Source organism: Tenacibaculum aiptasiae (assembly GCF_008806755.1).
Taxonomy (GTDB): Bacteria; Bacteroidota; Bacteroidia; order Flavobacteriales; family Flavobacteriaceae; genus Polaribacter; species Polaribacter aiptasiae.
Genome location: NZ_WAAU01000011.1, coordinates 103,467 through 129,158, shown reverse-complemented (window position 1 = coordinate 129,158; position 25,692 = coordinate 103,467). Strand labels below are relative to the sequence as shown.

The following is a 25,692-nucleotide window of genomic DNA, read 5'->3' as shown; positions in this document are numbered from 1 at the left end:
TTTTATTTTTAAAAGCTAAAAATAAGTTCAATGTTATTTGACAAATCAAAAATTTACATTCTTGTTTTGTTGGTGTTTTTTAGTTGTGGTAAATCAACAAAGGATAAAGAAAAAATGAACAAAATAGTTGTCGCACATAGAGGGGCTTCAGGATATCTTCCAGAACATACCATGGAAGCAAAAGCAATGGCCTATGCTATGAATCCCGATTATATAGAGCAAGACTTGGTATTGAGTAAAGACAATGTACCTATTGTTATTCACGATGTGTATTTAGATGATGTAACCAACGTAGCTCAATTATTTCCTGATAGAAAAAGAGAAGATGGGCGTTACTATGTTATTGATTTTACTTTTGATGAATTACAACAATTAAAGGTAACTGAACGATTTGACCCTAAAACAGGTAAACAATACTATCCTCAAAGATTTCCAAAGGGTAAAGGAAATTTTAAGCTACACTCTTTACAAGAAGAGATTGAATTAATTCAAGGATTAAATTATAGCACAGGAAAAAACATTGGAATTTATCCAGAAATTAAAAATCCTGAGTTCCATCACAAGAATGGAAAAGACATTGCAAAAATTGTATTAGAGATTCTTTCAAACTATGGATATACAACCAAAGAAGATAAATGTATTTTTCAATGTTTTGATGCTAAAGAACTAGAAAGGGTTCGAAAGGAATTAAAATCAGAACTGTTTTTAGTTCAATTGATTGAGTTTCCAGAAGAAACTAAAGAACTAAAACATTTTGCATCATACGCAGACGGATTAGGTCCATGGTATACACAAATCTTAGATGAAAAAGTAAATGATAAATGGAAGTTTACATCATTAGTTGCAGAAGCTCATGAGTTAGGTTTGAAAGTACATCCCTATACGTTTAGAGCCGATCAATTAAAAGAGTTTTCTTCTTTTGATGAAATGATGCAGGTTTTGTTGTTTGAAGCCAATGTAGATGGAGGTTTTACCGACTTTCCAGATAAGATGGTTAGTTTTTTAAATAAATAGTTGAAAAGATTTATTTATGATTAAAACAGGTTTATGAAGTAACTTCAATAAGTTTGTTTCGGTAAGCCGATAGGAGTTTAGATTTAGAGATAAAACCAACATATTTTTTATTTTTTATCACAGGTAAGTTCCAAGCATCACTTTCCTTAAATTTTTGCATTACCTCAGCAACCGAGTCATTGTAAGAAATAACAGCAGGGGCACTTCTCATAAAAGTTTCAACAGTTACTTTATCATACATCTCACTGTCAAACATAATAGGCCTGATATCATCCAATAAAACAATACCCAGAAATTGCTGTTCTTCGTTAATAACTGGAAATATATTTCTATTAGAATTGGAAACAGATTTTTTAAGCATTTCACCTAAAAGCATTTCAGAGTGTACAGCTTTAAAGTTTGTTTCAATCAACGAATTAATTTTCATCATCATTAATACGTTTTTGTCTTTGTTATGTGTAATAAGTTCACCTCTTTCAGCTAATTCAACAGTGTAAATAGAATTGGAGATGAAGTACTTTGTTACGGCAAAGGAAATTGCTGCTACTAACATTAATGGAACAAATAAATCATACCCTCCAGTAATTTCAGCAATTAAGAAAATAGCTGTTAAAGGAGCGTGTAACACACCTGCCATTAATCCAGTCATTCCAATTAAGGTAAAATTAGACTCAGATACATTACCACCTAATTGATTAATGATCTTTGCACATACATTACCTAAAGCACTTCCCATAACTAGTGTTGGGATAAAAATACCTCCAACACCACCAGCGGCAAAAGTAGTAGTCATGGCAATGGCTTTAAATAAAGTGATTAGCAATAGTAAGCCAATTACTACCCAAACATTTTTAAAGTTTACATCATAAGGAATGTCCTCTAAAGCGGCCAATGCATTTCCTTCCAATAAGTTGTTAATTAGGTTATAACCCTCACCATATAAAGGTGGAATTAAATACAGCATTAATCCAATAGCAATTCCTCCAAAAATTAATTTATGAATTGGTTTTTTAATTCTTTTGAAAAAATTGATGATTCTAAAATAGATTTTTGAAAAGTATACAGAAGCAATACCCGTTGCAATACCCAACAAAACGTAATAAAAAACATCCTTAATTTCAAAAGTATCGATGAGTTCAAAACCAAGTAAGGCATCTTTTTCAAAAAAGAAATAAGAGGTTACTACGGCAGATACTGAAGCTAATAGTAATGGAACTAAAGAAGCAAAAGCCAAGTCTAAACTAAAAATTTCTACAGCAAAAATAATGGCAGCAACGGGAGCTTTAAACATTGAAGACATTGCACCAGCTGTAGCACAGCCAATTAACAACATTCTTGTTTTTCTGTTCATATGAAACAGTTGCGATACTGTCGATCCTAAGGCTGCTCCAGTACTTACGGCAGGTCCTTGTAAACCTACAGAACCTCCAAAACCCACGGTGATAGGAGCAGTAATTAAAGAAGCATAGATTTTATACTTTTCTATAATTCCACTTCGCTTAGAAATGGCGTGTAATGTGGTAGAAATTCCATGACCTATTTCTTTTTTAATAAAGCGTTTTTTGATGTAGTACACCAAAACCAAACCGATAATAGGAAAGATAAAATAAAGAGAGTGATGAATGTCTTTAATGAATCTTCCTTCTAATATGTTTTGAAAAAAAGAAGTAAGGTTTTTTAATATCAAAGTTCCAATACCAGCTAAAAAACCAACAAAAACACTTAAAACATATACAAATTGACGTTCGGAAATATTTTTATATCTCCAAATAAGTATTTTTTTAAATATGGATTTCTTTTTTGGCATTAGTTGATTGCTGTTGTTAACTGGGCAAAGTTACTATACAATCTAGGGATTATAAATAATAACCCGTTTTATTTAGCGCTTAAATAATCGGTACCTAAATAACCGTTGTCTTTATTGTAATGCCAAGCTCTGTTTTTTGGAAACTTAATACCGTTAATAACTTCTTCTTCAGATAATAAAATATACTCGCCGCTGTTAGGCTTACTCTTAAAAAACTGATACACTTCCATGGCATACGTTTTTGGATTGAAATAAAAATACCAAGTATCTTTTCCAACAGCTTGATCATAAGTAGCTTTTAAAACTAAGTATTCTTTGCCTTTAAACTTTTTACGTTCAACTTTATCATGAATAATAGTTCCGTTATCTTTTAATTTCATTGGAAGACCATATAAATACGTATAATAGTTCTTATATAAATTGGCTCTGTCGCAACTTAGTTTGTGTTCTTTTAAAATAGCTTCCGACGGACTTTCTTGTCCGTTAAAACCAATTTTACACTCACCTTTATTAACAGTATACTCTGTTGTGTTTTCACCTCTGGTGGCTTTTACATAAAAATATTCCTGAGGTAGATTGATTTTAATCTCACTCTTTCGCTCAGGGCTTTTAGGAGTTTTCATGGTTACAAACAAAGTTCCGTTAAAGGTTTCCCAGTTACCATTTGGATCGTGATATTGAATAGCTTTTTCTAACAGTTCTTTTCCGGTAAGTTCTTGTGAAAATAATTGAATAGTAAGTAATAGTAAGAAAAATGTGATTAGTTTTTTCATGATATTATTGTTTAGATAAAGAGTCTTTAAAATCGGTTAAGTCACCCAAATATAATTGTCTTAAAGTTTCTACGTAAGGTCTTTTATTATAATAACCTTCGTTAAAATCTTTAATAGCAGCATCAATCATAGATTTTGCTTCTTCAATTTTTCCTTGTTTTTTTAATATGAAAGCTTTGTAATATTTAGCATCGGCACTAAAACCATAAGAGTTTTTTATCAAACGATCAAAACAAGCCTGAGCTTTATCATATTTGCCCAATTCAAGATAAGCAATACCTTGATATAAAAAGGCAGTTACATCAACAGAGTTTTCGCTAAAGTCTTTAATTTCTTTGGTAATGTATTTGTCGAAATAATAAATAGATTTTTCGTAATCTTTTAAACCTAAATAAGCAATTCCTCGCCAAGCATCTACGCTAAGACCTTGAGGAGCATCTATAAAATCAGGAGTTAAAACATCGCTAGCATCAAAATCGGCAATAGCTTTTTTATAATCTCTATAAAACCATAAGTACAAATATCCTCTCCAAGGAATTCGGTATACAGAATCTAATTTTAGTGCTTTGTCGTATTGAGGTTTCCATTTATGAGGCATTCCTCTTTTTAAATGCGCAACCGATAGTTCGTAAACACCTTGTTCAAAAGTTGGGTCTATTTCTAAGGCTTCAACAATTCCATTTTGAAAAGGAGTTGAGCCTTGAGTAAACATAATGGCTTCTTTATATCTTTTTTCAGCAAGTTGCCTTTTATTAAGAGTATTTGCTTCATTTTTACATGAGAACATTAACAGAAGTGCAATAAGACTAAGGGATAATTTCAGTAACTTTTCCATTTTCAATTCTATAAGAGATATACATATAATAGTTATGAGGTTTGTCTTCGTAAGAAATAACATTCCAATGATTCGAGTTTGAAGTAAACTTAAAAAGTTCGTCAACCATTTTAGAGTTTAAAGGAGACTCGTTTAAATCTAAATCCATTTCAATAATTTCAAACCAACCAGCATTTCCTTCACAATTCACTAAAAATCGAAAATTTAAGTATCCAGAGTCGGTGTAAGTACTGTTGGCGTTAAATGTAGCATTAAGGCTGTCTCTAAATTGTTTTTTAGATCCGCTGTATGCTTTTAAGCTAGCGCTGCTATAAGTGTGCATGATTCCAACATCTTTACACAGTTTGTATGTGTCGTTTAAAAGAGCCTTATCGGTATCTATGTAACCAACATAATGTTTAAAGGGTTTGTTTTCGGTATCATACGCTTTTTTAATGTAGAAATATCCATAGAGGGCTATTCCAGCAATAGCAATAACAATAGTGGCTAAACCTATTAGAATTGCTTTAACAATTTTCTTTTTTTTCATAAAATGAAAGTACTAAAAATCTTGTTAACAGTTTGGAGTTATAGGTCGATTTTTAAAAGTTCTTTCAATTGTTGCTTTCCTTTAGAAGTTAAGATTAGTTCTCTGGTGTTTTTATGTTTTCTGAACCAATCTTTTTGAAGCATTACTTCTAAAAATATATCTCCTAATGCACCCGCAATATGATGCTTTCTTTCACTCCAGTCTAAACATTGATGTGCAAAGGATCTTTTTAAGTTTTGAATTTCTTCAGTGTGAATACCTAAGTTTAAAAACCATTGTTTTCCAGTACTGGTAACAGAATATTGTTTATGTATAGGGGTAATGATTTGGTGAGAAATCAATGCTTCAGTAATTTTTACGCCCACTTCACCAGCTAAGTGATTGTAGCATGTTCTGGCATAGGTAAATGCCGAAGCTTTGGGTTTTTTAACCTTTGTGTAATCTTTTTGCAGGGAAAGTAAACTAGCCATAGATTCAATAACTTGGGCTACTTCAGGAGAGCTAAACCTATAATAGCGGTGCCTTCCTTGTTTTTCTACAGAAAGAATATTCTTTTGAAGAAGTTTAGACAAATGATTACTTGCCGATTGTAAAGAAATACCACTGCAGTTAGCCAGTTCAGTTGCAGTATAAGCTCTACCATCTAGTAAATTCCATAGCATTATAGCTCTAGACTTATCGCCTAAAAGACTTGCTATTTCGCTAAAATCGTTTTCTAAACTTTCCATAGGGTTAATCCCAAACTTGTGGTCTTTTAATGTGTAAGGTTCTTAAATAACTTAATAACTGACCTGTATGAACCGCTTCATGATACACCATTCTGTTTAAATAATCGCCTAACTCTTTTACTTGATTTACTTCTTCTCGATGAATAACAATGTCTTTTAAATCATTCACAGATAATTGTTCTATCATTGTGTATAGTTCCGTTTTATATGATTCTGCGAATTGTACTTCATGGTCAACATCAATAAACGCCAAATCTTTCCATGGTGATGTATAGTCGCCTAAATTACCTCTATTTTTTATAATGGTATGAAATAAATGCTCTCCTTCCAGTACATGACGTATCATTTCAATACAGCTCATGGCTTTTGCATCAGGTTTCCAGTGAAGGTATTCAGATGGAATTCCTTTCCATACGTTAATACTTCTTCGTCTAGTTTCTTTAAAGTTTAAAAGTAATATGTTTATTGAGTTCATTTTTTTATTCAAAAATAATAGCTCATAAAAAGAAATATTTCATTCTAAAATGAAGTATGAGATTAATGTTGGGAAATAGATGTTGAAAATGATTAATAATGATTTTTATGCAGTAAAAATTTTAGTAACATTGCGCCCAAATAAAAAAAACTATGTATAAAAAAGAAATTCATTTTACAAATCAAAACACTATCGAGTTAACAGTTGAAGAAACCAATGAAATTATTGTATACAAGTATGCAAGCTTTGGTGAGCGATTTTTAGCAAGAATAGTTGATGTTTTTATTATTATTATTCCTCAAATGTGTATACCTATTGTGCCAGCTTGGTTATATTGGTCGTTGTTGCAAAGTGGTGATAAACAAAGAACAATAGGGCAAGGAGCTTGTGACATAAAATTGATGAGTGTAGATGGAAAGAAAGTTAGTTTCGGACAAGCCACAGGTAGGTTTTTTGCAAACTTTTTAAATTTATTCACTTTCTTTATTGGGTATATTATGTTTTTTACAACAGATAAAAAACAATGTTTACATGATTATTTGTCGGAAACTATTGTTGTAAAGGAAATTGGAAGAAAATCAATAAATTAAAATAAAAACAAAACCCCGTTCTTAGTTAAGAGCGGGGTTTATTTTATTAGGTTTAATAATGTTATTTATAATACTGTAAACCTCTTACATTTAATTCATCACCATTAATGAAAATGACAAGTTCTTCTGTCATTGTTAAAGCTAATTGAGAGTTATTAATAGTAATATTGTAAGTAACAACATCATCAGTAGCTTCATTAGGATTAGGCAAAGTCATCTCTAATTTGTTATCTGTTAATTTCCATGTGAAGTTTTTGATTAACTGTGAGGAGTTAGATTTTAAAGTTCCTTTACCAGAATCGTTAAACTCCATAGTTAAGCTATTGTACAGAGTGTTGACTTTGTTTTGAAAATCTTCAGAAGTGTATTTACCATTGTTGTTAGACGAATCTAAAAACTTGAACTTATCAAAAGTCCATGTTTTCTTTGTTAAGTTTTGCTTATCTGATAACTCAACATTCGAATCATTGTCGGAACAAGAAATGTTAACAATTAAGCAGATAAGCAATACTCCTAAAGTTTTTAATTTTTTCATAGCGTTTAATTTTTATTCTTTAATATCTAATTTAATACTTAGTTCTTCTAGTTGAGCATCATCTAAATTAGCAGGAGCATCAATCATAACATCACGTCCTGAATTGTTTTTAGGGAAGGCAATAAAGTCACGAATTGTTTCTTGTCCACCTAAAATAGCTACTAATCTATCTAAACCAAATGCTAATCCTCCGTGAGGTGGTGCACCGTATTCAAAAGCATCCATTAAGAATCCGAATTGAGCTTTCGCTTCCTCTTCAGTAAATCCTAAATGTTTAAACATAATTGCTTGTGTTTCTTTATCGTGAATACGAATAGAACCCCCACCAATTTCGTTACCATTTAATACTAAATCGTATGCATTTGCTTTTACAGCGCCTGGATCTGTATCTAATAATTCTAATTGTCCTGGTTTAGGTGAAGTAAACGGGTGGTGCATTGCGTGGTAATGACCAGTTTCTTCGTCTAATTCTAATAATGGGAAATCAATTACCCATAATGGAGCAAATTCGTCTGGTTTACGTAAACCTAAACGCTCAGCCATTTCCATACGTAAAGCAGATAATTGCGCACGTACTTTATTGGTGTTTCCTGATAATATACAGATTAAATCTCCTGGCTTAGCTCCAGTTTTTTCAGCCCACTTCGCTAAATCATCTTGGTCGTAAAATTTATCTACAGACGATTTGAAAGAACCATCTTCATTACATTTTACATATACCATTCCTAAAGCACCTACTTGTGGACGCTTTACCCAGTTAATTAATTTATCTATTTCTTTACGAGTATAAGAAGCTCCTCCTGGAACAGCAATACCTACAACTAATTCAGCATCGTTAAATACTTTGAATTCTTTGTGTTGAGCTACGTCGTTTAATTCACCGAACTCCATTCCAAAACGGATGTCTGGTTTGTCGTTTCCATATAAACGCATAGCATCGTCAAATAACATTCTTGGGAATTTATCAACCTCAACACCATTAATTTCTTTTAATAAGTGACGAGTCATTCCTTCAAAAATCTCTAAAACATCTTCTTGCTCAACAAACGCCATTTCGCAGTCTATTTGAGTAAACTCTGGCTGACGATCGGCACGTAAGTCCTCATCTCTAAAACACTTTACAATTTGAAAGTATTTATCCATTCCACCAACCATTAATAATTGTTTGAATGTTTGAGGCGATTGAGGTAATGCGTAAAACTGACCAGCATTCATTCTCGATGGTACCAAGAAATCACGAGCTCCCTCTGGAGTAGACTTGATTAAATATGGAGTTTCAACATCGATAAACCCTTTGTCAGATAAATATTTACGAACTTCCATCGATACTTTATGACGGAAAATTAAGCTGTCTTTTACAGGATTACGACGAATATCTAAATAACGATACTTCATACGAATATCTTCACCACCATCTGTTTCATCTTCAATAGTAAAAGGAGGTAATTTAGCTTCGTTTAAAACTTCTAAACTAGAAACTAATACTTCAATATCACCAGTTTCCATGTTTTTAGTTTTAGAAACTCTTTCTATAACTTTTCCTTTAATTTGAATTACAGTTTCTCTACCTAATTTCTTTGAAGCTTCTAATAAACCTTCTGGACTTTTCTCATTAAAGATTAATTGAGTAATACCGTATCTATCACGGATTATAACCCAAGTTAAATCTCCTCTATCTTTAACTCTTTGTACCCAACCAGAAAGGGTTACCTCAGTATTAATGTGCGAAGCTCTTAATTCGCCACAAGTATGCGTTCTGTACATTTCTTGAAATTTTGAGGTGCAAAATTAAGGATAAATGTTAGGAACTTAAAAATTACTAATACATAGTTTTAGAAGAAATAATTCTAATTTTAAAAAATAATAATAAAGAAGAGAATCTATTATTTATTTTAGCAGAGCTTAATTAAAGAAAATGACAAAACAACTTAATTATATTATTCTTGCGATTGCAGTTTTAGTATTCTTATTACTCCAGTTACCCTATTTTGCTATTGCCCAATATCCTTTTCGATTATTAGGAACTTGGTTTCATGAAATGGGGCATGGCTTAACCGCTATTTGTGTCGGAGGAAGTTTTAAGTATTTAGAAATCTACGAAAATGGAGGTGGAGTTGCTTATTACACACTAAGCAATGCATTTATGCCCATTTCTATTGGGAATGCAATTGTAGCTATTGGAGGTTTATTAGGACCGGCGATAGCTGGTGCGGTATTAATAGCTGGTGCAAAGCATACCAAGAGTGCAAGTATTTTATTGCGCCTTCTAATAGGAGTAATCATATTGTCGTTAATTGTATGGATACGATCGTATTGGGGTGTTATTGTATTAGGAGCTTTTGCTGTTCTTTTTATAATCATCACTTTGTTAAAGAATAAAAAAATAGAAGTGGGAACCTTATTGTTTTTAGGAATGCAATCTGTTTTAAGTAGTTATTTACAGTTAAATTATTTGTTTACCAAACAGTTTGTAAGAGGCGGACAGGTACAAAATTCAGATACACAAGCCATCGCTGAAAATACTTTTGGTACTTATTGGATGTGGGCTTTAATTGTAATAGTAATCAGTTTTTATATTGTACTTAAAAGCATTCGATTCTATTTTAGAAAGTAACAATAAAGAGAAGTCTGTTTAAAATTATAGTTCTTTCGTTTTTGAAGGAATCTTTTTATTCATTTGCAGCAAAAGAATTTAAAATGACCTTAGCAGATTTTACCTATAAATTAAAAACAACACCAACAGCAATTATCTTTTCCGAAACAATGGCAGTTATAGAAGAGCTGTATGAATTTAGACCTTCGGCTTTTAAAAATGGAAACATAGAGAATAGTGCTACCCAAAATTTAGGCTCTTGTAAAGTATTTGCCTTTGCTATAAAACAACAGTTTACAAAAGAAGAGGCCTTGGCATGCTTTGGTCAGTATTACTTCAAAGATGTACTAGAAAATCCTAACGGAACAGATCATCAAAACATTAGAAATTTTATGCAAACTGGTTTTGAAGGATTGGTTTTTGAGCAAGAAGTACTAGTAGAGAAGGAATTATAACTTAAAAACTTCAGAATAAACATTCAAAACTCGTAGAATCTATCAGCGAAGCTGCAGGAAGCTTTTGTTGTTGTGCGAAAGCGTCAGCGAGCTTCGGGGAAGCTTTCGTCGAGTTTCAATTACATCAGCGAACTTCGCTGGCGCTTCTGAATTTGTGCGAGAGCATCAGCGAGCTTCGCTGAAGGTTTCGTAGAAAAAAGAAAGTATCAACATACCGTGGTGAAGAAAACTTTATAAAAAGATTATTTGAATACGAAGTTTTGATATAATTTTCTGATGCAAAAAGTGTATTTTTAGGCTTTTCAAAAAAATAGTTATGTCTAAAAATACCCTTCTAGCAATGCTGTTTGTAATTGCTCTGATAGCATGCAAACAAGAAAAAGAAATCCAAGTTTTAAAACCATCTAATTATTTCGATGTTCTCAATAAAGAATTTACGGGCGATTTAGCTTACGAAACCACTTCTTTTGTAGAAAAGTATTGGCGCGTTGTTGGAAATACAGGGTTTAATAAAAGTGTATTTAAAATAGCCGAAGAATTAGAAAAGGCTGGATTTGTAAAAGAGGAAAATGCTACTATCAAAGATTCTTTAACTTATAGAATAGAAAAAAGACCTCTAGAAAAACCAACTTGGGAATCTGTAGATGCAACTGTAAAAATTGTTGGAGATAATACTCTATTGTTACAGCATAGTACCAACAGAAATATGATTGCTTTAAATTCTTATAGTACCCCAAAAGAAGGGGTAACTGCTGAGGTGGTTTATGTAAAAGATTTAAAGAAATTAAAAACATTAGACATAAAAGGTAAAATTGTTTTTGCTGAAACCCATCCATATAGAATTTTTAATCAAGCAATAGTAGAAAGTGGAGCGGCTGGTTTAATTACTTATAGCAACCCAAAGTACTTGCAGCCAGAAAAGAATACAACTTCTATTCAATTTCGTTCAATTCCTTTAAATGAAACAATAAAGCCATGGGCAATAGCCATGTCTTATGAAGCAAAAGAAAGATTAAAGGCAAAACTTAAGGAAGGAAAAGTTGTTTTAGATGTGATGGTAAAAACGAATGTTTACCCATCTGAAGAGTTGACAATTATTGCCGATATTAAAGGAAGTTTGTATCCTAAGGAGCGATTGGTTTTTAGTGCACATATACAAGAACCAGGAGCCAATGACAATGCTACAGGTGTTGGAGTTGCTTTAGAAATGGCAACACTTACAGCAAAATTGAAAGAGCAAAAACGATTTTCACCTAATAGAACGCTAACTTTTTTATGGGGTGATGAAATTGTTTCTACTAACCGATATGTAAAAGAAGATAGTATAAGAGCAAAAGATATTAAATGGGGAATATCTTTAGATATGGTAGGAGAGGACACTAAAAAAACAGGTGGAACATTTTTAATTGAAAAAATGCCCGATCCAAGTGCTATATGGACAAGAGGAAATGATAAGCACACTGAGTGGGGTGGACAGAAAATGAAATTGAGCCAAATGAAACCTCATTATTTAAACGATTTTTTAATAGATAAATTTAAAGAACAGGGAAAGCGCGCAAATTGGGTAGTAAATACCAACCCATTTGAAGGAGGAAGTGATCATGTTCCATTTTTAGGAAGAAACATTCCAAGTGTATTGTTTTGGCATTTTACAGATCAGTTTTATCATACAGATAATGATCGTTTAGATAAAGTATCAAAAGAAACCTTAAAAAATGTTGGAGTTGCATCTTTGGTTTCAGCATATTCGTTAGTTAATGCTAATGATAAGTCAGCAAAGGTAATTTTAAAGGATATTCAAAAAGCTGCTTTTTCTAGGTTGAAAGAAGAGCAAAAGCAAAGTGAATTAGCTTTAAGCAAGGGAGATTCTTTAAAAACTCAAAAAGCAATTATCAATGCTTGGAACGATTGGTATGTAAAAACAGCCAAAACAACAGAAGATGTGGTAAAAAATAATGCAACTTTTACTTTGGATGTTGAACAGACGCAAAAAGCAATAGATTCTGTTTCGTCAAAAATAATAGAAGTTCTAGTTAAAAAGAATCAGTCTTTAACTTCTGAAAATAAATAGTCGCTGCTTTTTTAACCTTTGGAGCTAAGATTAATGTTGAAATAATTGTTGGAATAGCCATTAGAGCATACGCACTGTCCATTAAGTTGATTACAAAATCTAATTTAATTACAGAGGCAATTACAATGACAAACACATAAATGTGATTGTAATATTTCCCAACTTTTGAATTGGTTAAATAGCTCAAACAACTATAACCATAAAAAGAATAGGTGAATAAGGTTGAAAAAGCAAAAATTAGAACACAAATGGTTAAAATAACACTTCCAGAGTTGTAAGGAAGTACAGAGTTGAAGGCAGCTAATGTCATGGTAATTCCGTTACCATCAAAACCTTTCCAAATACCAGAAGCTAAAATAGCAAGAGCCGTTAAGGTACATACTAATAAAGTATCAATGGCTGGTCCTAACATGGCAACCAAACCTTCTCGTATAGGTTCCTTAGTTTTGGCAGTACCATGCATCATTGGAGCAGTTCCTAAACCTGCTTCATTAGAAAAAGCAGCTCTTTTTACTCCTGTGATAATTAAAGCTCCTAAAGCACCCCCTAATATCGATTTACCTGTAAAAGCATCAGTAAATATTAATGAAAAGATAGCAGGAACGTCTTCAATTTTTAAAATCAATATTGTTATAACGGTCAATAAATAGATAACCACCATGATTGGAACTAGTTTACCAGCTACTTTTCCAATTCGTTTAATTCCACCAAAAATTACTGTAGATACAATAATTGCTATTGAAATTCCTAACAGAAGTTTAGCAGTAAATTCATTCGCTTCGTTTACCTTAAAAACATCTACTAATGTTTGTGCCAATTGGTTTGCCTGAAAAGCAGGAAGTGTTCCTACCAAACCAGCAGTAGCAAAGAAAACAGCTAAAGGTTTCCATCGTTTACCGAGTCCTTCAGTAATAACATACATAGGCCCTCCTTTTACATCACCAGTCTCATCTTTACCACGATACATTACCGATAAACTACAGGTAAAAAACTTGGTAGCCATTCCTACAAAAGCACTTACCCACATCCAAAAGATAGCACCAGGACCACCTGTGGCAATAGCAATGGCAACACCGCTAATATTTCCCATTCCTACGGTAGCTGCAATTGCGGAAGATAAAGCTTCGTAATGCGATAAGTCACCAGGAGAATCGTGTTTGTCGTATTTTCCTCTCAAAATAGCAATAGCATGACTCATATATCGAAAAGGAACTAAGCCAGAGTAGATGAATAAATACAATCCACCACCAATTAGTAAAATTAATAAGGGAATTCCCCAAACCCAAGAAGAAAACTGAGCTACTAGGTTTTGAATATCTGACAGCATATAAACTATTTTTAGCTAAAGTACTAAAAGTGACTACAAAAAAAGAACGATACTTAGATATTCACAAGTATCGTTCTTTTGTTTATTTTTTAGTTAAAGTCCTTATTTAATAAGTACTCCTTTTTTGCCTAAAATATCAATATCTCTTAAGAAACCTTCTTGAATTGTTTCTGCTTGAAAGATGAAGGTTTTGTCTTGTAATTGGTTATTTTCAAAGAAACTTACCTGAAATCTGTTGTCTAACGCAAATAATTCAGGCTGCATTACTTCAAATTTAGAATAAGAGTTCGCAGGTAAAACATCTATTTTTCTACGGAATAAAGAAGTTGTTTTTGTATCAGAAAAACCTTGAGAAACAATTACAACCATTTCTATAGCTACCTCTTTTCTATTTATAATATATACACCCCATTCAACTGAATTATCCTTTTCGTTTTTATCTAAAACGACAGCGATTTCAACATTTGTAACTACGGGTATTTCAATATCTTTTCTCAAAATTGTTTTTTATTTATTGATGATACTCTTGAATAATAATTCCTGAAGGAAGTACACTTTAAAGCTAAATAGTTGTTTAGACTTCCAACCGCTTCATTAGGAGACCTAAATTTTTTCATCAATTTGTTTTGGTTCTTTTTTAAAAGTGGAATAATTATATTTTCGGCTTTAGCTTTTGTAATAGGTTTGCTTAAATCAAATTTTTTACATGCTTCATTACCTAAGTTTATTATTAAAGAATTAAATTTTTGATTCTTATCTATAAAAGATTCTACAATTAATTGATTATACCTATCACAAGAAAATGTTAGCCTTTTGTTTATTTTATTCCAAAATTCTTGATTTAAATTACCATCATTACCTTTTAAACCATCACCTATCTTTCGTAAAAGTCCAGGTTTTTTTAAGGTAAGCTCTTCAGTACATTTTTTCCAAACATCAGTTCTGTTTCCTTTTTGTTTTTCCATACAGGAGCAAAAAGCATCTGAAAAAGTATTCAAATCTTTTTCTTGGTTTTGAGAAAAAGAAGAAAGACTAATCAAAAAAATAAATAAAAATCTCTTCATGTAATTTAAATTACAGATTTAAACTGCTCTAAGAAACGCTTATCGTTTTCATAGAACATACGGATGTCTGGTATTTGGTATAATAACATAGCAATACGTTCAATACCCATTCCAAATGCATATCCAGAGTATTTAGTAGGATCGATATTTGCATTTTTCAATACGTTAGGATCTACCATACCACATCCCATAATTTCTAACCAACCTGTTCCTTTGGTAATTCTATAATCAGTTTCAGTTTCTAACCCCCAATAAATATCTACTTCAGCACTAGGCTCAGTAAATGGGAAATATGAAGGACGTAAACGTATTTTTGATTTACCAAACATCTCTTTAGTAAAGTATAATAATGTTTGTTTTAAATCGGCAAAAGAAACATCAGTATCAATATATAAACCTTCTACTTGGTGGAATATACAGTGAGCTCTTGCTGAGATATCCTCATTTCTAAATACACGTCCCGGAGAAATTGTACGAATTGGTGGTTCGTTGTTTTCCATATAACGAACTTGTACCGATGAGGTATGTGTTCTTAATAAAGTATCAGGATTTTTTTCAATAAAGAAAGTATCCTGCATATCACGTGCTGGGTGATACTCTGGTAAATTTAATGCTGTAAAGTTATGCCAATCATCTTCAATTTCAGGTCCTTCAGAAACAGTAAAACCAATACGATTGAAAACTTCAATAATTTGATTTTTTACTAAAGAAATAGGATGACGAGAACCTAAATTAATTGGTTCTGATGGACGAGTTAAATCTCCATAAACACCTTTTTCTTCAATAGCACTTTCTAAAGCCTCATTTAATTCAGCAACTTTTCCTTCAGCAGATTTCTTTAAATTATTTAATGCCTGACCAAAGTCTTTGCGTAGTTCAGCGTCTACATTTTTAAATTCAGCAAATAAATCTTTTAATAAACCTTTACTACCTAAATATTTAATTCTAAAGTTTTCTACTTCTTCTTTAGAGGTAGCTTTAAAGGATTGAACGTCACCAATCAGTTCTTTTACTTTATCTAACATAATCTTTCCAAAAAGTTAAGCTGCAAATTTACGCTTTTTTGCGAAAAAATAACTGCTTTTTAAAGTGTTTGCGAAATCGTTGTAGAATTAGATAAAATAAAGCGTTAAATAGAAATTAACGAATTGGAAATTAATTATATTTGCAGGATAAAATTGTTTATAATTTATAATAACAGAACAACTAATTTTATGGAATCTAAAATAAATGAATTTATGGATTATGTCAAAGGACGTAATTCATATGAGCCAGAGTTTTTGCAAGCTGTACATGAAGTAGCAGAAACTGTAATTCCGTTTATAGAAAACAATCCTAAATATCAAGGAAAGAAATTATTAGAGCGTATGGTTGAGCCAGAGCGTGTTTTAATGTTTAGAGTTCCTTGGGTAGATGATAATGGAGAAACACAAGTAAACCGTGGTTATAGAGTTGAGTTTAACTCTGCTATTGGTCCTTACAAAGGAGGTTTACGTTTTCACCCATCTGTAAACTTATCAATCTTAAAATTCTTAGGATTTGAGCAAGTTTTCAAAAACTCTTTAACTACATTACCAATGGGTGGTGGTAAAGGAGGTTCTGATTTTAACCCTAAAGGTAAGTCAGATAACGAAGTAATGAAATTCTGTCAATCTTTCATGACTGAATTATCTCGTCATATTGGAGCTGATACTGATGTTCCTGCTGGAGATATTGGAGTTGGTGGACGTGAGATCGGATACATGTTCGGACAGTACAAACGTTTACGTAACGAATTTACCGGAGTATTAACTGGTAAAGGAGCTACTTGGGGAGGTTCATTAATCCGTCCTGAAGCTACTGGATATGGAAATGTATACTTTGCTGATAACATGTTAAAAACTAAAGGTGATTCTTTTGAAGGTAAAGTTGTAGCTATTTCTGGTTCAGGAAACGTAGCTCAATATGCTTGTGAAAAAGCTACTGAGTTAGGAGCTAAAGTTGTTACTTTATCAGATTCTAAAGGATACATCTATGATGAAGATGGTATTGATGCTGATAAGTTAGCATTTGTAATGGAATTGAAAAACGTAAAGAGAGGAAGAATTTCTGAATACGTAAATCAATATCCAAACGCTAAGTTTTTCGAAGGGAAGCGTCCATGGGAAGTAAAAGCTGATATCGCTTTACCATGTGCAACTCAAAATGAGTTAAATGGTGAAGAAGCTAAAGTATTAGTTGAGAATGGATGTATATGTGTATCTGAAGGTGCAAATATGCCATCTACTCCTGAGGCTATCGAAGTATTCCAAGAAGCTAAAATTTTATTTGCTCCAGGAAAAGCTTCTAATGCAGGAGGTGTTGCTACTTCTGGTTTAGAAATGTCTCAAAACTCATTACGTTTATCTTGGACTAGAGAAGAGGTAGATAGCAAATTACATGGTATTATGAACAGTATTCACGAAGCTTGTGTAAAATATGGTACACAAGAAGGTGGGTATGTTGATTATGTAAAAGGAGCTAACGTAGCTGGTTTTGTAAAAGTAGCTGATGCAATGTTAGATCAAGGAGTTGTGTAATTCTATATAACTTATATATAATAAAAAACCTCATAGATTTTCTATGAGGTTTTTGTTTTGTGAGAGATTGTTTTTATTTATTCTTTATTGTTAATGGTATTCTATACACACCACTAGAAGATTGGTTTAAAGAATTATATACTTTCTTATAGTTTAACTTTCTTTTTATATAATCACATATTTGTGTTTTTTCACAATTTACATTTAAGATTACAATCTCACCTTTATTATTAAGTGTAAATTCAACTATCGTTTTAACTTCATTATCTATAGTAAAGTTTGGACTTCCTAATAATGTAACGATTTTGGCTCTAATTTCTTTTTTGTTTGGGTTCTCATTTGTTGAGAATACCGAAGTACTGATTAAAGTAACAAATACTAATACTAATAGCTTTTTCATTTTTTAGGGTTTTAATTTAGTTATGGTTGTGTTTAATTTAACTATTGTAAAAGTACTGGTAATTAGTTGTTTGACTTCTTTTTTGTTCGTTAGTAAATGATGTTTTTTTAGTTAAAAAATAATTGTTTTTACAATAATTTACATTCAGATAATATTGAATAATTGTATTTTTTTGCAAGAAAAAATTGCATTGATAGTATTATAACTTTCTTTTTTTTAATGAATTTAATATTTTAAAAGTGTTTTATCATGAAGTCCTAAAAGTTCAAGTTTAGCTTTATGTTTATTGCTGAAGTATATTTTGTACTTTCGAAAGATAAATTATTAGTAAATGTCACTTAAAAAGAGAAAAAAGGTACATACAATTGCTTTTTATAATGTAGAGAATTTATTTGATACTGTAAATGATCCATTTATTGCCGATGATGATTACACACCATTAAGTAAAAGAAGATGGAATGAGAAAAAATACTATCAGAAAATAAAAAAGATATCATCTGTTATTAGCCAGTTAGGTAATAAAGAGTCAGCTTATCCTCCAGCTTTAGTTGGTTTGGTTGAGGTTGAAAATAGTAGAGTGGTAAAAGATTTAATTAAGCACAAGAATCTATCTGTATACAACTACGATTTTGTGCATTACGATTCTCCTGATGAAAGAGGTATTGATGTTGCTTTGGTTTATCATAAAGATTTTTTTGAAGTGGTTTCTTCAGAAACTCACACGCTACATTTAACAGATGATGAAGGAGAAATTGATTATACTCGTGATGTATTGGCTGTTAAAGGATGGTTAAATGGTGAATTAGTTCATGTTTTAGTTAATCATTGGCCATCGCGTAGAGATGGTGAAGAAGAAACAAGACCTAACCGTATAAAAGCAGCTAAATTAGTTAGAGAGATTATGGAAGAAATCAAACATGATAACAAAGATGCTAAATTCATTATTATGGGCGATTTTAACGATGATCCAACAAGTGAAAGTATCAAAGACTATTTAGCTACTGATGATTTGTATAATCCAATGAAATCGCTATTTGAAAAAGGAAAAGGAACACTAACATTTTCTGGCGAATGGCATTTGTTTGATCAAATTATCTTTTCTAGAGATTTTTTCGATTCAGAAAAGAGTTCTCATACATTTTTAAAGGCTAAAATTTTAAATAAAGATTGGTTGCGAACCAATAGAGGTAAATATAAAGGAAGTCCGTTTAGAACCTATATAGGACCATGGTATAAAGGAGGCTTTTCTGATCATTTTCCTGTGTATATTACTTTAGAAAAAGACGATTAATAAAAAATCCCGAGAGAATTCTCGGGATTTTTTATTTATAATTAAACCTTCTGTTTATTCAACAGTAACAGATTTAGCTAAGTTTCTTGGTTGATCAACATTCTTACCTAACATAACAGCAATATGGTATGATAATAACTGTAATGGGATAGTAGTTAATAAAGGAGTTAAAGCTTCTTCTGTTTCAGGAATTTCGATCACGTGATCTGCAATTTCCTTAACAGTTACATCTCCTTCAGTTACGATAGCTATAATTTTACCGCTTCTAGATTTTATCTCTTGAATGTTGCTAACTACCTTTTCGTAATGTCCTTTATTAGTAGCAATCACAAAAATTGGCATGTTTTCGTCAATAAGTGCAATTGGTCCGTGTTTCATTTCGGCAGCTGGATATCCTTCTGCGTGGATGTATGAAATCTCTTTCAATTTCAATGCTCCTTCTAAAGCAACAGGGAAGTTAAATCCTCTACCTAAATATAGGCAGTTAGTTGCATTCTTATAAACATTTGCAATCTCTTGAACTTTAGAATCTATTTCTAACAGCTTTTCTACTTGAGTAGGTATTTGCTGCATTGTGTGTAAATATTTATTTACAGCAGATGAAGATAAAGTACCCTTAGCTTGTGCAAGTTTTAAAGCAATTAATGTTAATACTGTTATTTGAGTTGTAAACGCTTTTGTAGAAGCAACCCCAATTTCAGGGCCAGCATGAGTATAAGCTCCAGCATGTGTTTCTCTAGCGATAGACGATCCTACAACATTACATACTCCAAATACAAATGCTCCTTTAGACTTAGCTAATTTAATAGCAGCTAATGTATCGGCAGTTTCTCCAGATTGTGATATAGCTATTACAACATCTTTTGGTGTAATAATTGGATTTCTATATCTAAATTCTGAAGCATACTCTACTTCAACAGGAATACGAGCCATATCTTCAAAAAGATACTCTCCAACTAAGCCAGCATGCCAAGAAGTACCACAAGCAATGATGATGATCCTGTCAGCATTTAAAAATCTTGATATATTGTCGTTAACGCCTGCCATTCTAATAATACCTTCATCAGCAAGCATTCTACCTCTATAGGTATCTATTATAGCTTTAGGTTGTTCGTATATTTCTTTTAACATGAAGTGATCATAGCCTCCTTTCTCAATTTGCTCTAAGCTTAATTGAAGTTCTTGGATGTTTGCATCAATCTCCTTATCGTTATCAATTTTACGAACCTTAATTCCTTTATCTTTTTTGATAATAGCTAATTCACCATCTTCTAAATAGATAGCGTCCTTAGTATACTCAATAAAGGGTGAAGCGTCAGAAGCAACAAAAAACTCTTCATTGTTTTTACCAACACCTATAGCAATAGGGCTTCCTAAACGAGCTACTACTAATTCATTAGGTTTTGTTTTATCAAAAACAGCAATAGCGTAAGCTCCAATTACATTAGTAAGTGCTAATTGAACAGCTTTACCTAATTTACAGTTTTCATTTTTTTTAACTTCTTCTATTAAGTTTATCAATACTTCTGTATCAGTATCACTTTTAAAAGTATACCCTCTGCTAATTAACTCTTTTTTAATAGTGTCATAATTTTCAATAATCCCATTATGAACAATCACTAAATCTCCTGATTCAGAAAAGTGAGGATGAGAGTTTACATCGTTAGGTACACCATGAGTTGCCCATCTAGTATGACCAATACCTATTTTTCCTTTTTTTCTCTTTTCTTCTTTGTTGGTAATAATTTCTAAATCAGCAACCTTTCCTTTGGTTTTAGATAAATGCATACTTTCACCATCATACATCATGATTCCAGCACTATCGTAACCTCTGTATTCTAAACGTTTTAATCCGTTTATTACAATAGGATAAGCGTTTCTATCTCCTATGTACCCCGTTATTCCACACATAACTATTTAATTATTTTTCTTTTGAATATGATATTTTTAATACTGCTCTTCTAGTTGTGTTTGCGGTTTCGTTTCCATCTAATAATGTAACAGCTCTAGGGTTCCAATTGTAAGTTTTTACATTTGTGTCTAATGTATTATTGCTACCAAATGCATTATCCGTTGGATTATTATAAACTTTCAGTGTTAAAGGATTAATATCGTTTGTAGTATTGTCTAGTAAATCAGAAATATAATCAGTGATTTTAAAAGTGTATTTATCTGGTTTATCATCAGTCAATTCTAAATTACCTCCAAATAAAGCAACTTCTTTATGAGCGTCTGATATTTGTGTAGGAGTAAATCCACCACTACCATTATCTATGTTTTGATAAATAAATAATCTTTGAGGTAGTATATTTTTATCTGTGTTTATAGTCTGATTGATATAAAAAGTTAAAGAAGCGTCGTTTATTAACCAATTATTAGCTCTTAATTCTTGTAGCTTAGTTTGATCTAATATTTTTACATTAGCAGTGATTCCAGCTGTTCCTTGTATATTAAAATTGTTGGCAGGAGCAGGTGTAACCACAGGGCTCATTTTATAAATACTATTTCTCATTCCTGATAAAGAAAAAGAATAAGTTCTAGGTAAGGTGTCTTTTAAAACTAAACTTGCTTGGTTTTCTTTTTTTTCAAAAGTGGTAATTGTATAATGAAAATCTAAAGTAGCAGAGGCGTTACTTCCTAAAATCCTTAGAGGAACCATAGCTCCATTAGATCCTTCAGATTTTACTATAAGGCCTCGGAAATAATTATTGAAAGTTTCTACAGTTGAAAACTCATTATCTTTAAATTTATCCCAAAAAAGTTCTTTCATACGTGAGGTGTTTAAAGGAACAGTTAAAAAAGGGACTTTGTTTTCAAGTTTAATAGTATCCTTATATGTATTACCATTACTTATGTTTCTTGTTAAAACTAGCATAGTGTCTTTAGGACTAGGTTTAAAAGTAAATGAAGGGTCTTCATTTAATAGTTCTGATTCAATATAAGCATGGTTAGATTGGAAGCTATTTTGTAAAGCAGGATTACTAGGGTTTAAGTTATTTAAAAAAGTACCATTTCTATATACTTTTAACCCAGTAGGTATTTCTGGATCACCTAAAAGAGAGTCTAGTCTAAATTTAGGTTTACCATCACTTTCTTTACCAATATTAGTAGCAGTATAAGGTAATTTAAGAACTACTTTATCAAGTACATATATAGAGTCAATATCACCATTGTCAACAGCAGGTTTTACATCTTTAGTTTTAAGGTTTGTATTCAGTGTAACCTGACTAACAAAAGAAGATTGAATCGATTTATAGTTGTCGTTCTTGTATACACCTAACCAGTACTCACCCGTAGGAATCGCAATGTTGTCAGCTCTAACACTTGTAAGATCTAAAGCAGGATCATCTGTAGGAGTAATTATCTCTACATCTAATAAAATTTCACCTGTTTCAAATTTTGTATTGTTTACAAGACTACTTCCAATGTCGCTAAAATCTTTTTCACATGATATAATAGCTGCTAAACATAGCAGACTAATACCTAAAACACCAATTTTTCTAATCATTTTGTATATTATTCGCTTAATTCTAAAACGTTCTCTTTATAAAATTCTAAATAGGCTTCAGTTAAAGTTTCTTCTGATTGAAATTCTAAGATTTTTGCTTCTTTTTCGTTAATATAACTTTCAATTTCTTCAGGTAAAACTTCACTACCTTTCACAATAGCATCTGAATTTTCAATAGCACTCTTTAAAATATTAATATAGTTTGGTGTTTCTACAGTTGATACTTTTGCTCCTTCAATTTTATCAAAACGAATTTTATTAGCTAACTCACCATTTAATTCACCATCAAAGCTACTATTGTAAAGCGAAGTTACAATCTTACTTTCTGCAAACAATGGTTCTTCTTTATAAAATTCTCTTAAATATAATGGAAGTAAAGAAGCCATCCATCCATGAACGTGAATAATATCAGGTGCCCAGTTTAATTTTTTAACTGTTTCCACAACTCCTTTAGCAAAGAAAATCATACGTTCGTCGTTATCGTCAAATAACTTGTCATCTTCATCAGAATAAACAGCTTTACGCTTAAAATACTCATCATTATCAATAAAGTATACTTGCATTCTTTCTTTTGGAATAGAAGCAACCTTGATAATTAAAGGCATATCCATGTCGTTAATAATTAGGTTCATACCCGACAAACGAATTACTTCGTGTAATTGATGTCTTCGTTCGTTTATAACCCCAAATCGAGGCATAAAAATACGAGTTTGAACTCCTTTAGAATGTGCATTTTTAGCAACGTTAAATGCAGTAGACGATAATTCTGTTTCTGGTAAATAAGGTGTTACCTCAGATGAAACATATAGTATTCTCTTATCCTTCATTAAATCTGTCTCTTTTATTGAAGGTGCAAAAATACGAAATTTTATGCTAAAATGGTGTTAAATTGCTAATTTTGCACGTATTCCAAGGATTAAAGAATGAAAATATTCAAAAAAAAATCAGAATTAATAGATTTTTTATCTAAACAAAAAGAGGAAGGGAAATCGATAGGATTTGTACCTACAATGGGGGCTTTACACGAAGGACATCTATCTCTTGTTAGAAGAGCAAAAAAGAAAAATGACATTTCAGTAGTAAGTATTTTTGTAAATCCAACTCAGTTTGATAATAAAGAAGATTTATTAAAATACCCTAAAACATTTGACAAAGATGTTAAGTTGCTTGAAAGTGTAAATTGTGATGTGCTCTTTTTTCCATCTGTAGAAGAGATATATGAGGAAAATATAGTATCGGAAAGTTTCGACTTTGATGGGTTAGAACACCAAATGGAAGGTAAGTTTAGAGATGGACACTTTGATGGAGTTGGTACTATAGTTAAGACTTTATTTGAAATAGTAATGCCTGATAAAGCTTATTTTGGAAAGAAAGATTTTCAACAATTACAAATCATAAAAAAATTAGTCAAAAAATATGATTTGCCTGTAAAAATTAAAGGTTGCGATATTTATAGAGAAAAAGATGGTTTGGCAATGAGCTCTAGAAACGCTCGTTTAACAGAAGAACATAGAAATATAGCTCCTTTTATTTATAAAACGTTAAAAAAAGTAAAGAAAAAATTTGGCATAAAAGATGCTAATGAATTAACGGAATGGGTGAAAAAACAGTTTAAAAAAGAAGCTTTATTAGAGTTGGAATATTTTACTATTGCAGACGAAAAAACTTTAGAAACTGTGACGACTTTTGAGCCTAAGAAAAAATATCGTGCTTTTATAGCCGTTTTTGCAGGAGATATTCGTTTGATTGATAATATCAAGCTGAAATAATTTCGTCAAAAACAACTTATTAATCATCAAAAAACAACTATTTTTGTGCCATGTTAGTTCAAGTAGTAAAATCTAAGATCCACCGAGTAAAAGTTACTGGTGCCGATTTAAATTATATAGGAAGTATTACCATTGATGAAGATTTAATGGATGCTGCAGGTATTATAGAAGGAGAACGTGTTCAAATTGTAAACAACAATAATGGAGAACGTTTAGAAACTTATGCTATTCCTGGACCAAGAGGAAGTGGAGAAATTACGTTAAATGGAGCAGCTGCAAGAAAAGTAGCCAAAGGAGACGTATTAATTTTAATAGTTTATGCTTTCATGGAATTAGAAGAGGCTAAGAAATTTAAGCCATCTTTAGTATTTCCTAATGAAGCGGATAATACCCTTACTTAATTTTGAATTTAAAAAAAGTCTTAAAAGTTATATTGCCTCTCGTTTTGGGAGGTTTTTTAGTTTGGTATTCATTGTCAAAAGTATCAATAGATACTTTATTACAATATTTTAAAGATGCTAACTATTGGTGGATTGCCTTAGGGTTGTTTTTTGGAATTTTAAGTCATTTATCAAGAGCCTATCGTTGGAAATTTTTATTAGAACCAATAGGTTATAAGCCTGATCTTGGAAATAGTACAATGGCAGTATTGGTAGCTTATTTAGTAAACTATGCAGTGCCAAGAGCAGGTGAGGTTTCTAGAGCTGCTGTAATGACTAATTATGAAGGTATTCCTTTTGAAAAAGGTTTTGGAACTATAGTTGCAGAAAGAATAGCCGATGTTGTAATGATGTTATTAATTATTACAATTACATTATTTGTTCAGTTTGATTTCATATATGAACTTTTAACTAAAAACTTTGATCCAATAAAAATTGGAGTTCTTCTAGCTTTATTGGTCTTAGGAGGTTTTGTTTTTACTCGTTATGTAAAAAAAGCACAATCGGGAATTGGTTTAAAAATTAAAAGCTTCGTTTCTGGTTTGGTAGAAGGTGTTACGAGTATTTTTAAAATGAAGCACAAATGGGCATTTATTTTCCATACGGTATTTATTTGGGTAATGTATGTGATGATGTTCTGGGCAACAATTCCAGCAATAGAAGGCTTACAAGTTCCTTTTGGAGGTGTATTAATAGGATTTATTGCAGGAGGATTTAGTATTGCGGCTACTAATGGAGGTGTTGGTTTATATCCAGTAGCAGTAGCAGGAGCTTTGGCTCTATTTGGAGTTTCAGAAGAGCCAGCGACAGCTTTTGGATGGATAATGTGGACCGCTCAAACGGCAATGATTATTTTGTTTGGAGGATTAGCATTTTTATTACTTCCTATTTATAATAAAACATCTAAATAAAAACATTTTACAAAAAGTT

The 25,692-nt window shown here is 31.7% G+C and carries 26 protein-coding genes; 10 read left to right on the top strand and 16 right to left on the bottom strand.

Annotated features, from left to right (window positions below; all coding sequences use genetic code 11):
- Positions 1–30: 30 nt before the first annotated feature.
- Positions 31–1,014, top strand: a complete 984-nt coding sequence (glpQ, locus tag F7018_RS07520; protein WP_150899427.1) for a glycerophosphodiester phosphodiesterase — start codon at positions 31–33, stop codon at positions 1,012–1,014.
- A 31-nt stretch (positions 1,015–1,045) separates the two neighbouring features.
- Here the strand turns inward: glpQ and F7018_RS07515 are convergent, their stop codons facing one another.
- The 6 genes from F7018_RS07515 to F7018_RS07490 form a co-directional block, all read right to left on the bottom strand.
- The gene (locus tag F7018_RS07515) at positions 1,046–2,821 is read right to left on the bottom strand and encodes a chloride channel protein (protein WP_150899426.1); all 1,776 of its coding nucleotides are present in this window, start codon (positions 2,819–2,821) and stop codon (positions 1,046–1,048) included.
- A gap of 68 nt (positions 2,822–2,889) precedes the next feature.
- Positions 2,890–3,594 carry a DUF6503 family protein gene (locus F7018_RS07510; protein ID WP_150899425.1) on the bottom strand — a complete coding sequence of 235 codons (705 nt, stop codon included), beginning with the start codon at positions 3,592–3,594 and terminating at the stop codon, positions 2,890–2,892.
- 4 nt (positions 3,595–3,598) lie between these two features.
- Positions 3,599–4,429 (bottom strand): tetratricopeptide repeat protein, encoded by an 831-nt coding sequence (locus F7018_RS07505; RefSeq protein WP_150899424.1) that lies wholly within the window; start codon positions 4,427–4,429, stop codon positions 3,599–3,601.
- Positions 4,401–4,958 carry a hypothetical protein gene (locus F7018_RS07500; protein ID WP_150899423.1) on the bottom strand — a complete coding sequence of 186 codons (558 nt, stop codon included), beginning with the start codon at positions 4,956–4,958 and terminating at the stop codon, positions 4,401–4,403. The genes F7018_RS07505 and F7018_RS07500 overlap by 29 nt, the downstream gene beginning before the upstream one ends.
- A 38-nt stretch (positions 4,959–4,996) precedes the next feature.
- Positions 4,997–5,686 carry an ArsR/SmtB family transcription factor gene (locus tag F7018_RS07495; protein ID WP_150899422.1) on the bottom strand — a complete coding sequence of 230 codons (690 nt, stop codon included), beginning with the start codon at positions 5,684–5,686 and terminating at the stop codon, positions 4,997–4,999.
- Positions 5,687–5,690: 4 nt separating this feature from the next.
- A complete protein-coding gene (locus F7018_RS07490; protein WP_150899421.1) occupies positions 5,691–6,161 on the bottom strand; it encodes a DinB family protein in 471 nt (156 codons plus the stop codon).
- 152 nt (positions 6,162–6,313) lie between these two features.
- On the opposite strand from F7018_RS07490, the gene F7018_RS07485 reads away from it, so the two are divergent.
- Positions 6,314–6,751 (top strand): RDD family protein, encoded by a 438-nt coding sequence (locus F7018_RS07485; protein WP_150899420.1) that lies wholly within the window; start codon positions 6,314–6,316, stop codon positions 6,749–6,751.
- A gap of 61 nt (positions 6,752–6,812) precedes the next feature.
- Here the strand turns inward: F7018_RS07485 and F7018_RS07480 are convergent, their stop codons facing one another.
- Both F7018_RS07480 and aspS read right to left on the bottom strand, forming a co-directional pair.
- Positions 6,813–7,286, bottom strand: coding sequence for a hypothetical protein (locus F7018_RS07480; RefSeq protein ID WP_150899419.1), 474 nt, complete (start codon positions 7,284–7,286; stop codon positions 6,813–6,815).
- A 12-nt stretch (positions 7,287–7,298) separates the two neighbouring features.
- Positions 7,299–9,050, bottom strand: coding sequence for an aspartate--tRNA ligase (gene aspS, locus F7018_RS07475; RefSeq protein ID WP_150899418.1), 1,752 nt, complete (start codon positions 9,048–9,050; stop codon positions 7,299–7,301).
- Positions 9,051–9,201: 151 nt separating this feature from the next.
- Here aspS and F7018_RS07470 point away from each other — a divergent pair, with 151 nt between their 5' ends.
- The 3 genes from F7018_RS07470 to F7018_RS07460 all read left to right on the top strand — a co-directional run bounded on the left by F7018_RS07470 (position 9,202) and on the right by F7018_RS07460 (position 12,405).
- Positions 9,202–9,900 (top strand): M50 family metallopeptidase, encoded by a 699-nt coding sequence (locus F7018_RS07470; RefSeq protein ID WP_150899417.1) that lies wholly within the window; start codon positions 9,202–9,204, stop codon positions 9,898–9,900.
- Positions 9,901–9,983: 83 nt separating this feature from the next.
- The gene (locus F7018_RS07465) at positions 9,984–10,334 is read left to right on the top strand and encodes a HopJ type III effector protein (protein ID WP_150899416.1); all 351 of its coding nucleotides are present in this window, start codon (positions 9,984–9,986) and stop codon (positions 10,332–10,334) included.
- A 316-nt stretch (positions 10,335–10,650) separates the two neighbouring features.
- A complete protein-coding gene (locus F7018_RS07460) occupies positions 10,651–12,405 on the top strand; it encodes a M28 family peptidase (RefSeq protein ID WP_150899415.1) in 1,755 nt (584 codons plus the stop codon).
- Here F7018_RS07460 and F7018_RS07455 read toward each other — a convergent pair.
- From F7018_RS07455 to pheS, 4 genes are all read right to left on the bottom strand, one after another.
- Positions 12,368–13,732 carry an alanine/glycine:cation symporter family protein gene (locus F7018_RS07455; RefSeq protein WP_150899414.1) on the bottom strand — a complete coding sequence of 455 codons (1,365 nt, stop codon included), beginning with the start codon at positions 13,730–13,732 and terminating at the stop codon, positions 12,368–12,370. The two genes, F7018_RS07460 and F7018_RS07455, sit on opposite strands and share 38 nt — an antisense overlap.
- A gap of 102 nt (positions 13,733–13,834) precedes the next feature.
- Positions 13,835–14,230, bottom strand: coding sequence for a hypothetical protein (locus F7018_RS07450; RefSeq protein ID WP_150899413.1), 396 nt, complete (start codon positions 14,228–14,230; stop codon positions 13,835–13,837).
- The gene (locus tag F7018_RS07445; protein WP_150899412.1) at positions 14,227–14,796 is read right to left on the bottom strand and encodes a hypothetical protein; all 570 of its coding nucleotides are present in this window, start codon (positions 14,794–14,796) and stop codon (positions 14,227–14,229) included. The genes F7018_RS07450 and F7018_RS07445 overlap by 4 nt, the downstream gene beginning before the upstream one ends.
- Before the next feature lie 5 nt (positions 14,797–14,801).
- The gene (gene pheS / locus F7018_RS07440) at positions 14,802–15,821 is read right to left on the bottom strand and encodes a phenylalanine--tRNA ligase subunit alpha (RefSeq protein ID WP_150899411.1); all 1,020 of its coding nucleotides are present in this window, start codon (positions 15,819–15,821) and stop codon (positions 14,802–14,804) included.
- A 189-nt stretch (positions 15,822–16,010) separates the two neighbouring features.
- Here pheS and gdhA point away from each other — a divergent pair, with 189 nt between their 5' ends.
- The gene (gdhA, locus tag F7018_RS07435) at positions 16,011–17,354 is read left to right on the top strand and encodes an NADP-specific glutamate dehydrogenase (protein ID WP_150899410.1); all 1,344 of its coding nucleotides are present in this window, start codon (positions 16,011–16,013) and stop codon (positions 17,352–17,354) included.
- A 73-nt stretch (positions 17,355–17,427) separates the two neighbouring features.
- Here gdhA and F7018_RS07430 read toward each other — a convergent pair whose 3' ends face one another.
- Positions 17,428–17,754, bottom strand: coding sequence for a hypothetical protein (locus tag F7018_RS07430; protein ID WP_150899409.1), 327 nt, complete (start codon positions 17,752–17,754; stop codon positions 17,428–17,430).
- A gap of 331 nt (positions 17,755–18,085) precedes the next feature.
- On the opposite strand from F7018_RS07430, the gene F7018_RS07425 reads away from it, so the two are divergent.
- Positions 18,086–19,045, top strand: a complete 960-nt coding sequence (locus F7018_RS07425) for an endonuclease/exonuclease/phosphatase family protein (RefSeq protein ID WP_150899408.1) — start codon at positions 18,086–18,088, stop codon at positions 19,043–19,045.
- Positions 19,046–19,099: 54 nt separating this feature from the next.
- Here the strand turns inward: F7018_RS07425 and glmS are convergent, their stop codons facing one another.
- Genes glmS through F7018_RS07410 form a run of 3 tightly spaced genes read right to left on the bottom strand, consistent with a single transcriptional unit; the run spans position 19,100 to position 23,380 of the window.
- On the bottom strand, positions 19,100–20,956 hold the full coding sequence (glmS, locus tag F7018_RS07420) for a glutamine--fructose-6-phosphate transaminase (isomerizing) (RefSeq protein WP_150899407.1): 1,857 nt from the start codon (positions 20,954–20,956) through the stop codon (positions 19,100–19,102).
- A 10-nt stretch (positions 20,957–20,966) separates the two neighbouring features.
- The gene (locus tag F7018_RS07415; protein WP_150899406.1) at positions 20,967–22,553 is read right to left on the bottom strand and encodes a DUF4270 family protein; all 1,587 of its coding nucleotides are present in this window, start codon (positions 22,551–22,553) and stop codon (positions 20,967–20,969) included.
- 8 nt (positions 22,554–22,561) lie between these two features.
- Positions 22,562–23,380, bottom strand: a complete 819-nt coding sequence (locus F7018_RS07410) for a glycogen/starch synthase (RefSeq protein WP_150899405.1) — start codon at positions 23,378–23,380, stop codon at positions 22,562–22,564.
- 96 nt (positions 23,381–23,476) lie between these two features.
- Between F7018_RS07410 and panC the strand changes: the two genes are divergently transcribed.
- From panC to F7018_RS07395, 3 genes are read left to right on the top strand one after another with little or no spacing between them, the layout of a single operon-like run.
- On the top strand, positions 23,477–24,322 hold the full coding sequence (panC, locus tag F7018_RS07405) for a pantoate--beta-alanine ligase (protein WP_150899404.1): 846 nt from the start codon (positions 23,477–23,479) through the stop codon (positions 24,320–24,322).
- A gap of 50 nt (positions 24,323–24,372) precedes the next feature.
- Positions 24,373–24,723, top strand: a complete 351-nt coding sequence (gene panD / locus F7018_RS07400; protein ID WP_101903293.1) for an aspartate 1-decarboxylase — start codon at positions 24,373–24,375, stop codon at positions 24,721–24,723.
- A 2-nt stretch (positions 24,724–24,725) separates the two neighbouring features.
- On the top strand, positions 24,726–25,673 hold the full coding sequence (locus tag F7018_RS07395; RefSeq protein WP_150899403.1) for a lysylphosphatidylglycerol synthase transmembrane domain-containing protein: 948 nt from the start codon (positions 24,726–24,728) through the stop codon (positions 25,671–25,673).
- Positions 25,674–25,692 lie beyond the last annotated feature (19 nt).

Excerpts from the sequence above, each read along its gene's own strand:
- aspS (WP_150899418.1), bottom strand. The coding sequence starts at position 9,050 with ATGTACAGAACGCATACTTGTGGCGAATTAAGAGCTTCGCACATTAAT.
- F7018_RS07495 (WP_150899422.1), bottom strand. The coding sequence starts at position 5,686 with ATGGAAAGTTTAGAAAACGATTTTAGCGAAATAGCAAGTCTTTTAGGC.
- F7018_RS07490 (WP_150899421.1), bottom strand. The coding sequence starts at position 6,161 with ATGAACTCAATAAACATATTACTTTTAAACTTTAAAGAAACTAGACGA.
- glmS (WP_150899407.1), bottom strand. The coding sequence starts at position 20,956 with ATGTGTGGAATAACGGGGTACATAGGAGATAGAAACGCTTATCCTATT.
- F7018_RS07505 (WP_150899424.1), bottom strand. The coding sequence starts at position 4,429 with ATGGAAAAGTTACTGAAATTATCCCTTAGTCTTATTGCACTTCTGTTA.
- pheS (WP_150899411.1), bottom strand. The coding sequence starts at position 15,821 with ATGTTAGATAAAGTAAAAGAACTGATTGGTGACGTTCAATCCTTTAAA.
- F7018_RS07425 (WP_150899408.1), top strand. The coding sequence starts at position 18,086 with ATGTCACTTAAAAAGAGAAAAAAGGTACATACAATTGCTTTTTATAAT.
- F7018_RS07460 (WP_150899415.1), top strand. The coding sequence starts at position 10,651 with ATGTCTAAAAATACCCTTCTAGCAATGCTGTTTGTAATTGCTCTGATA.
- F7018_RS07470 (WP_150899417.1), top strand. The coding sequence starts at position 9,202 with ATGACAAAACAACTTAATTATATTATTCTTGCGATTGCAGTTTTAGTA.
- F7018_RS07410 (WP_150899405.1), bottom strand. The coding sequence starts at position 23,380 with ATGAAGGATAAGAGAATACTATATGTTTCATCTGAGGTAACACCTTAT.
- panC (WP_150899404.1), top strand. The coding sequence starts at position 23,477 with ATGAAAATATTCAAAAAAAAATCAGAATTAATAGATTTTTTATCTAAA.
- F7018_RS07500 (WP_150899423.1), bottom strand. The coding sequence starts at position 4,958 with ATGAAAAAAAAGAAAATTGTTAAAGCAATTCTAATAGGTTTAGCCACT.
- glpQ (WP_150899427.1), top strand. The coding sequence starts at position 31 with ATGTTATTTGACAAATCAAAAATTTACATTCTTGTTTTGTTGGTGTTT.
- F7018_RS07465 (WP_150899416.1), top strand. The coding sequence starts at position 9,984 with ATGACCTTAGCAGATTTTACCTATAAATTAAAAACAACACCAACAGCA.
- F7018_RS07430 (WP_150899409.1), bottom strand. The coding sequence starts at position 17,754 with ATGAAAAAGCTATTAGTATTAGTATTTGTTACTTTAATCAGTACTTCG.
- F7018_RS07485 (WP_150899420.1), top strand. The coding sequence starts at position 6,314 with ATGTATAAAAAAGAAATTCATTTTACAAATCAAAACACTATCGAGTTA.
- F7018_RS07510 (WP_150899425.1), bottom strand. The coding sequence starts at position 3,594 with ATGAAAAAACTAATCACATTTTTCTTACTATTACTTACTATTCAATTA.
- F7018_RS07455 (WP_150899414.1), bottom strand. The coding sequence starts at position 13,732 with ATGCTGTCAGATATTCAAAACCTAGTAGCTCAGTTTTCTTCTTGGGTT.
- F7018_RS07415 (WP_150899406.1), bottom strand. The coding sequence starts at position 22,553 with ATGATTAGAAAAATTGGTGTTTTAGGTATTAGTCTGCTATGTTTAGCA.
- F7018_RS07445 (WP_150899412.1), bottom strand. The coding sequence starts at position 14,796 with ATGAAGAGATTTTTATTTATTTTTTTGATTAGTCTTTCTTCTTTTTCT.
- panD (WP_101903293.1), top strand. The coding sequence starts at position 24,373 with ATGTTAGTTCAAGTAGTAAAATCTAAGATCCACCGAGTAAAAGTTACT.
- F7018_RS07515 (WP_150899426.1), bottom strand. The coding sequence starts at position 2,821 with ATGCCAAAAAAGAAATCCATATTTAAAAAAATACTTATTTGGAGATAT.
- F7018_RS07480 (WP_150899419.1), bottom strand. The coding sequence starts at position 7,286 with ATGAAAAAATTAAAAACTTTAGGAGTATTGCTTATCTGCTTAATTGTT.
- gdhA (WP_150899410.1), top strand. The coding sequence starts at position 16,011 with ATGGAATCTAAAATAAATGAATTTATGGATTATGTCAAAGGACGTAAT.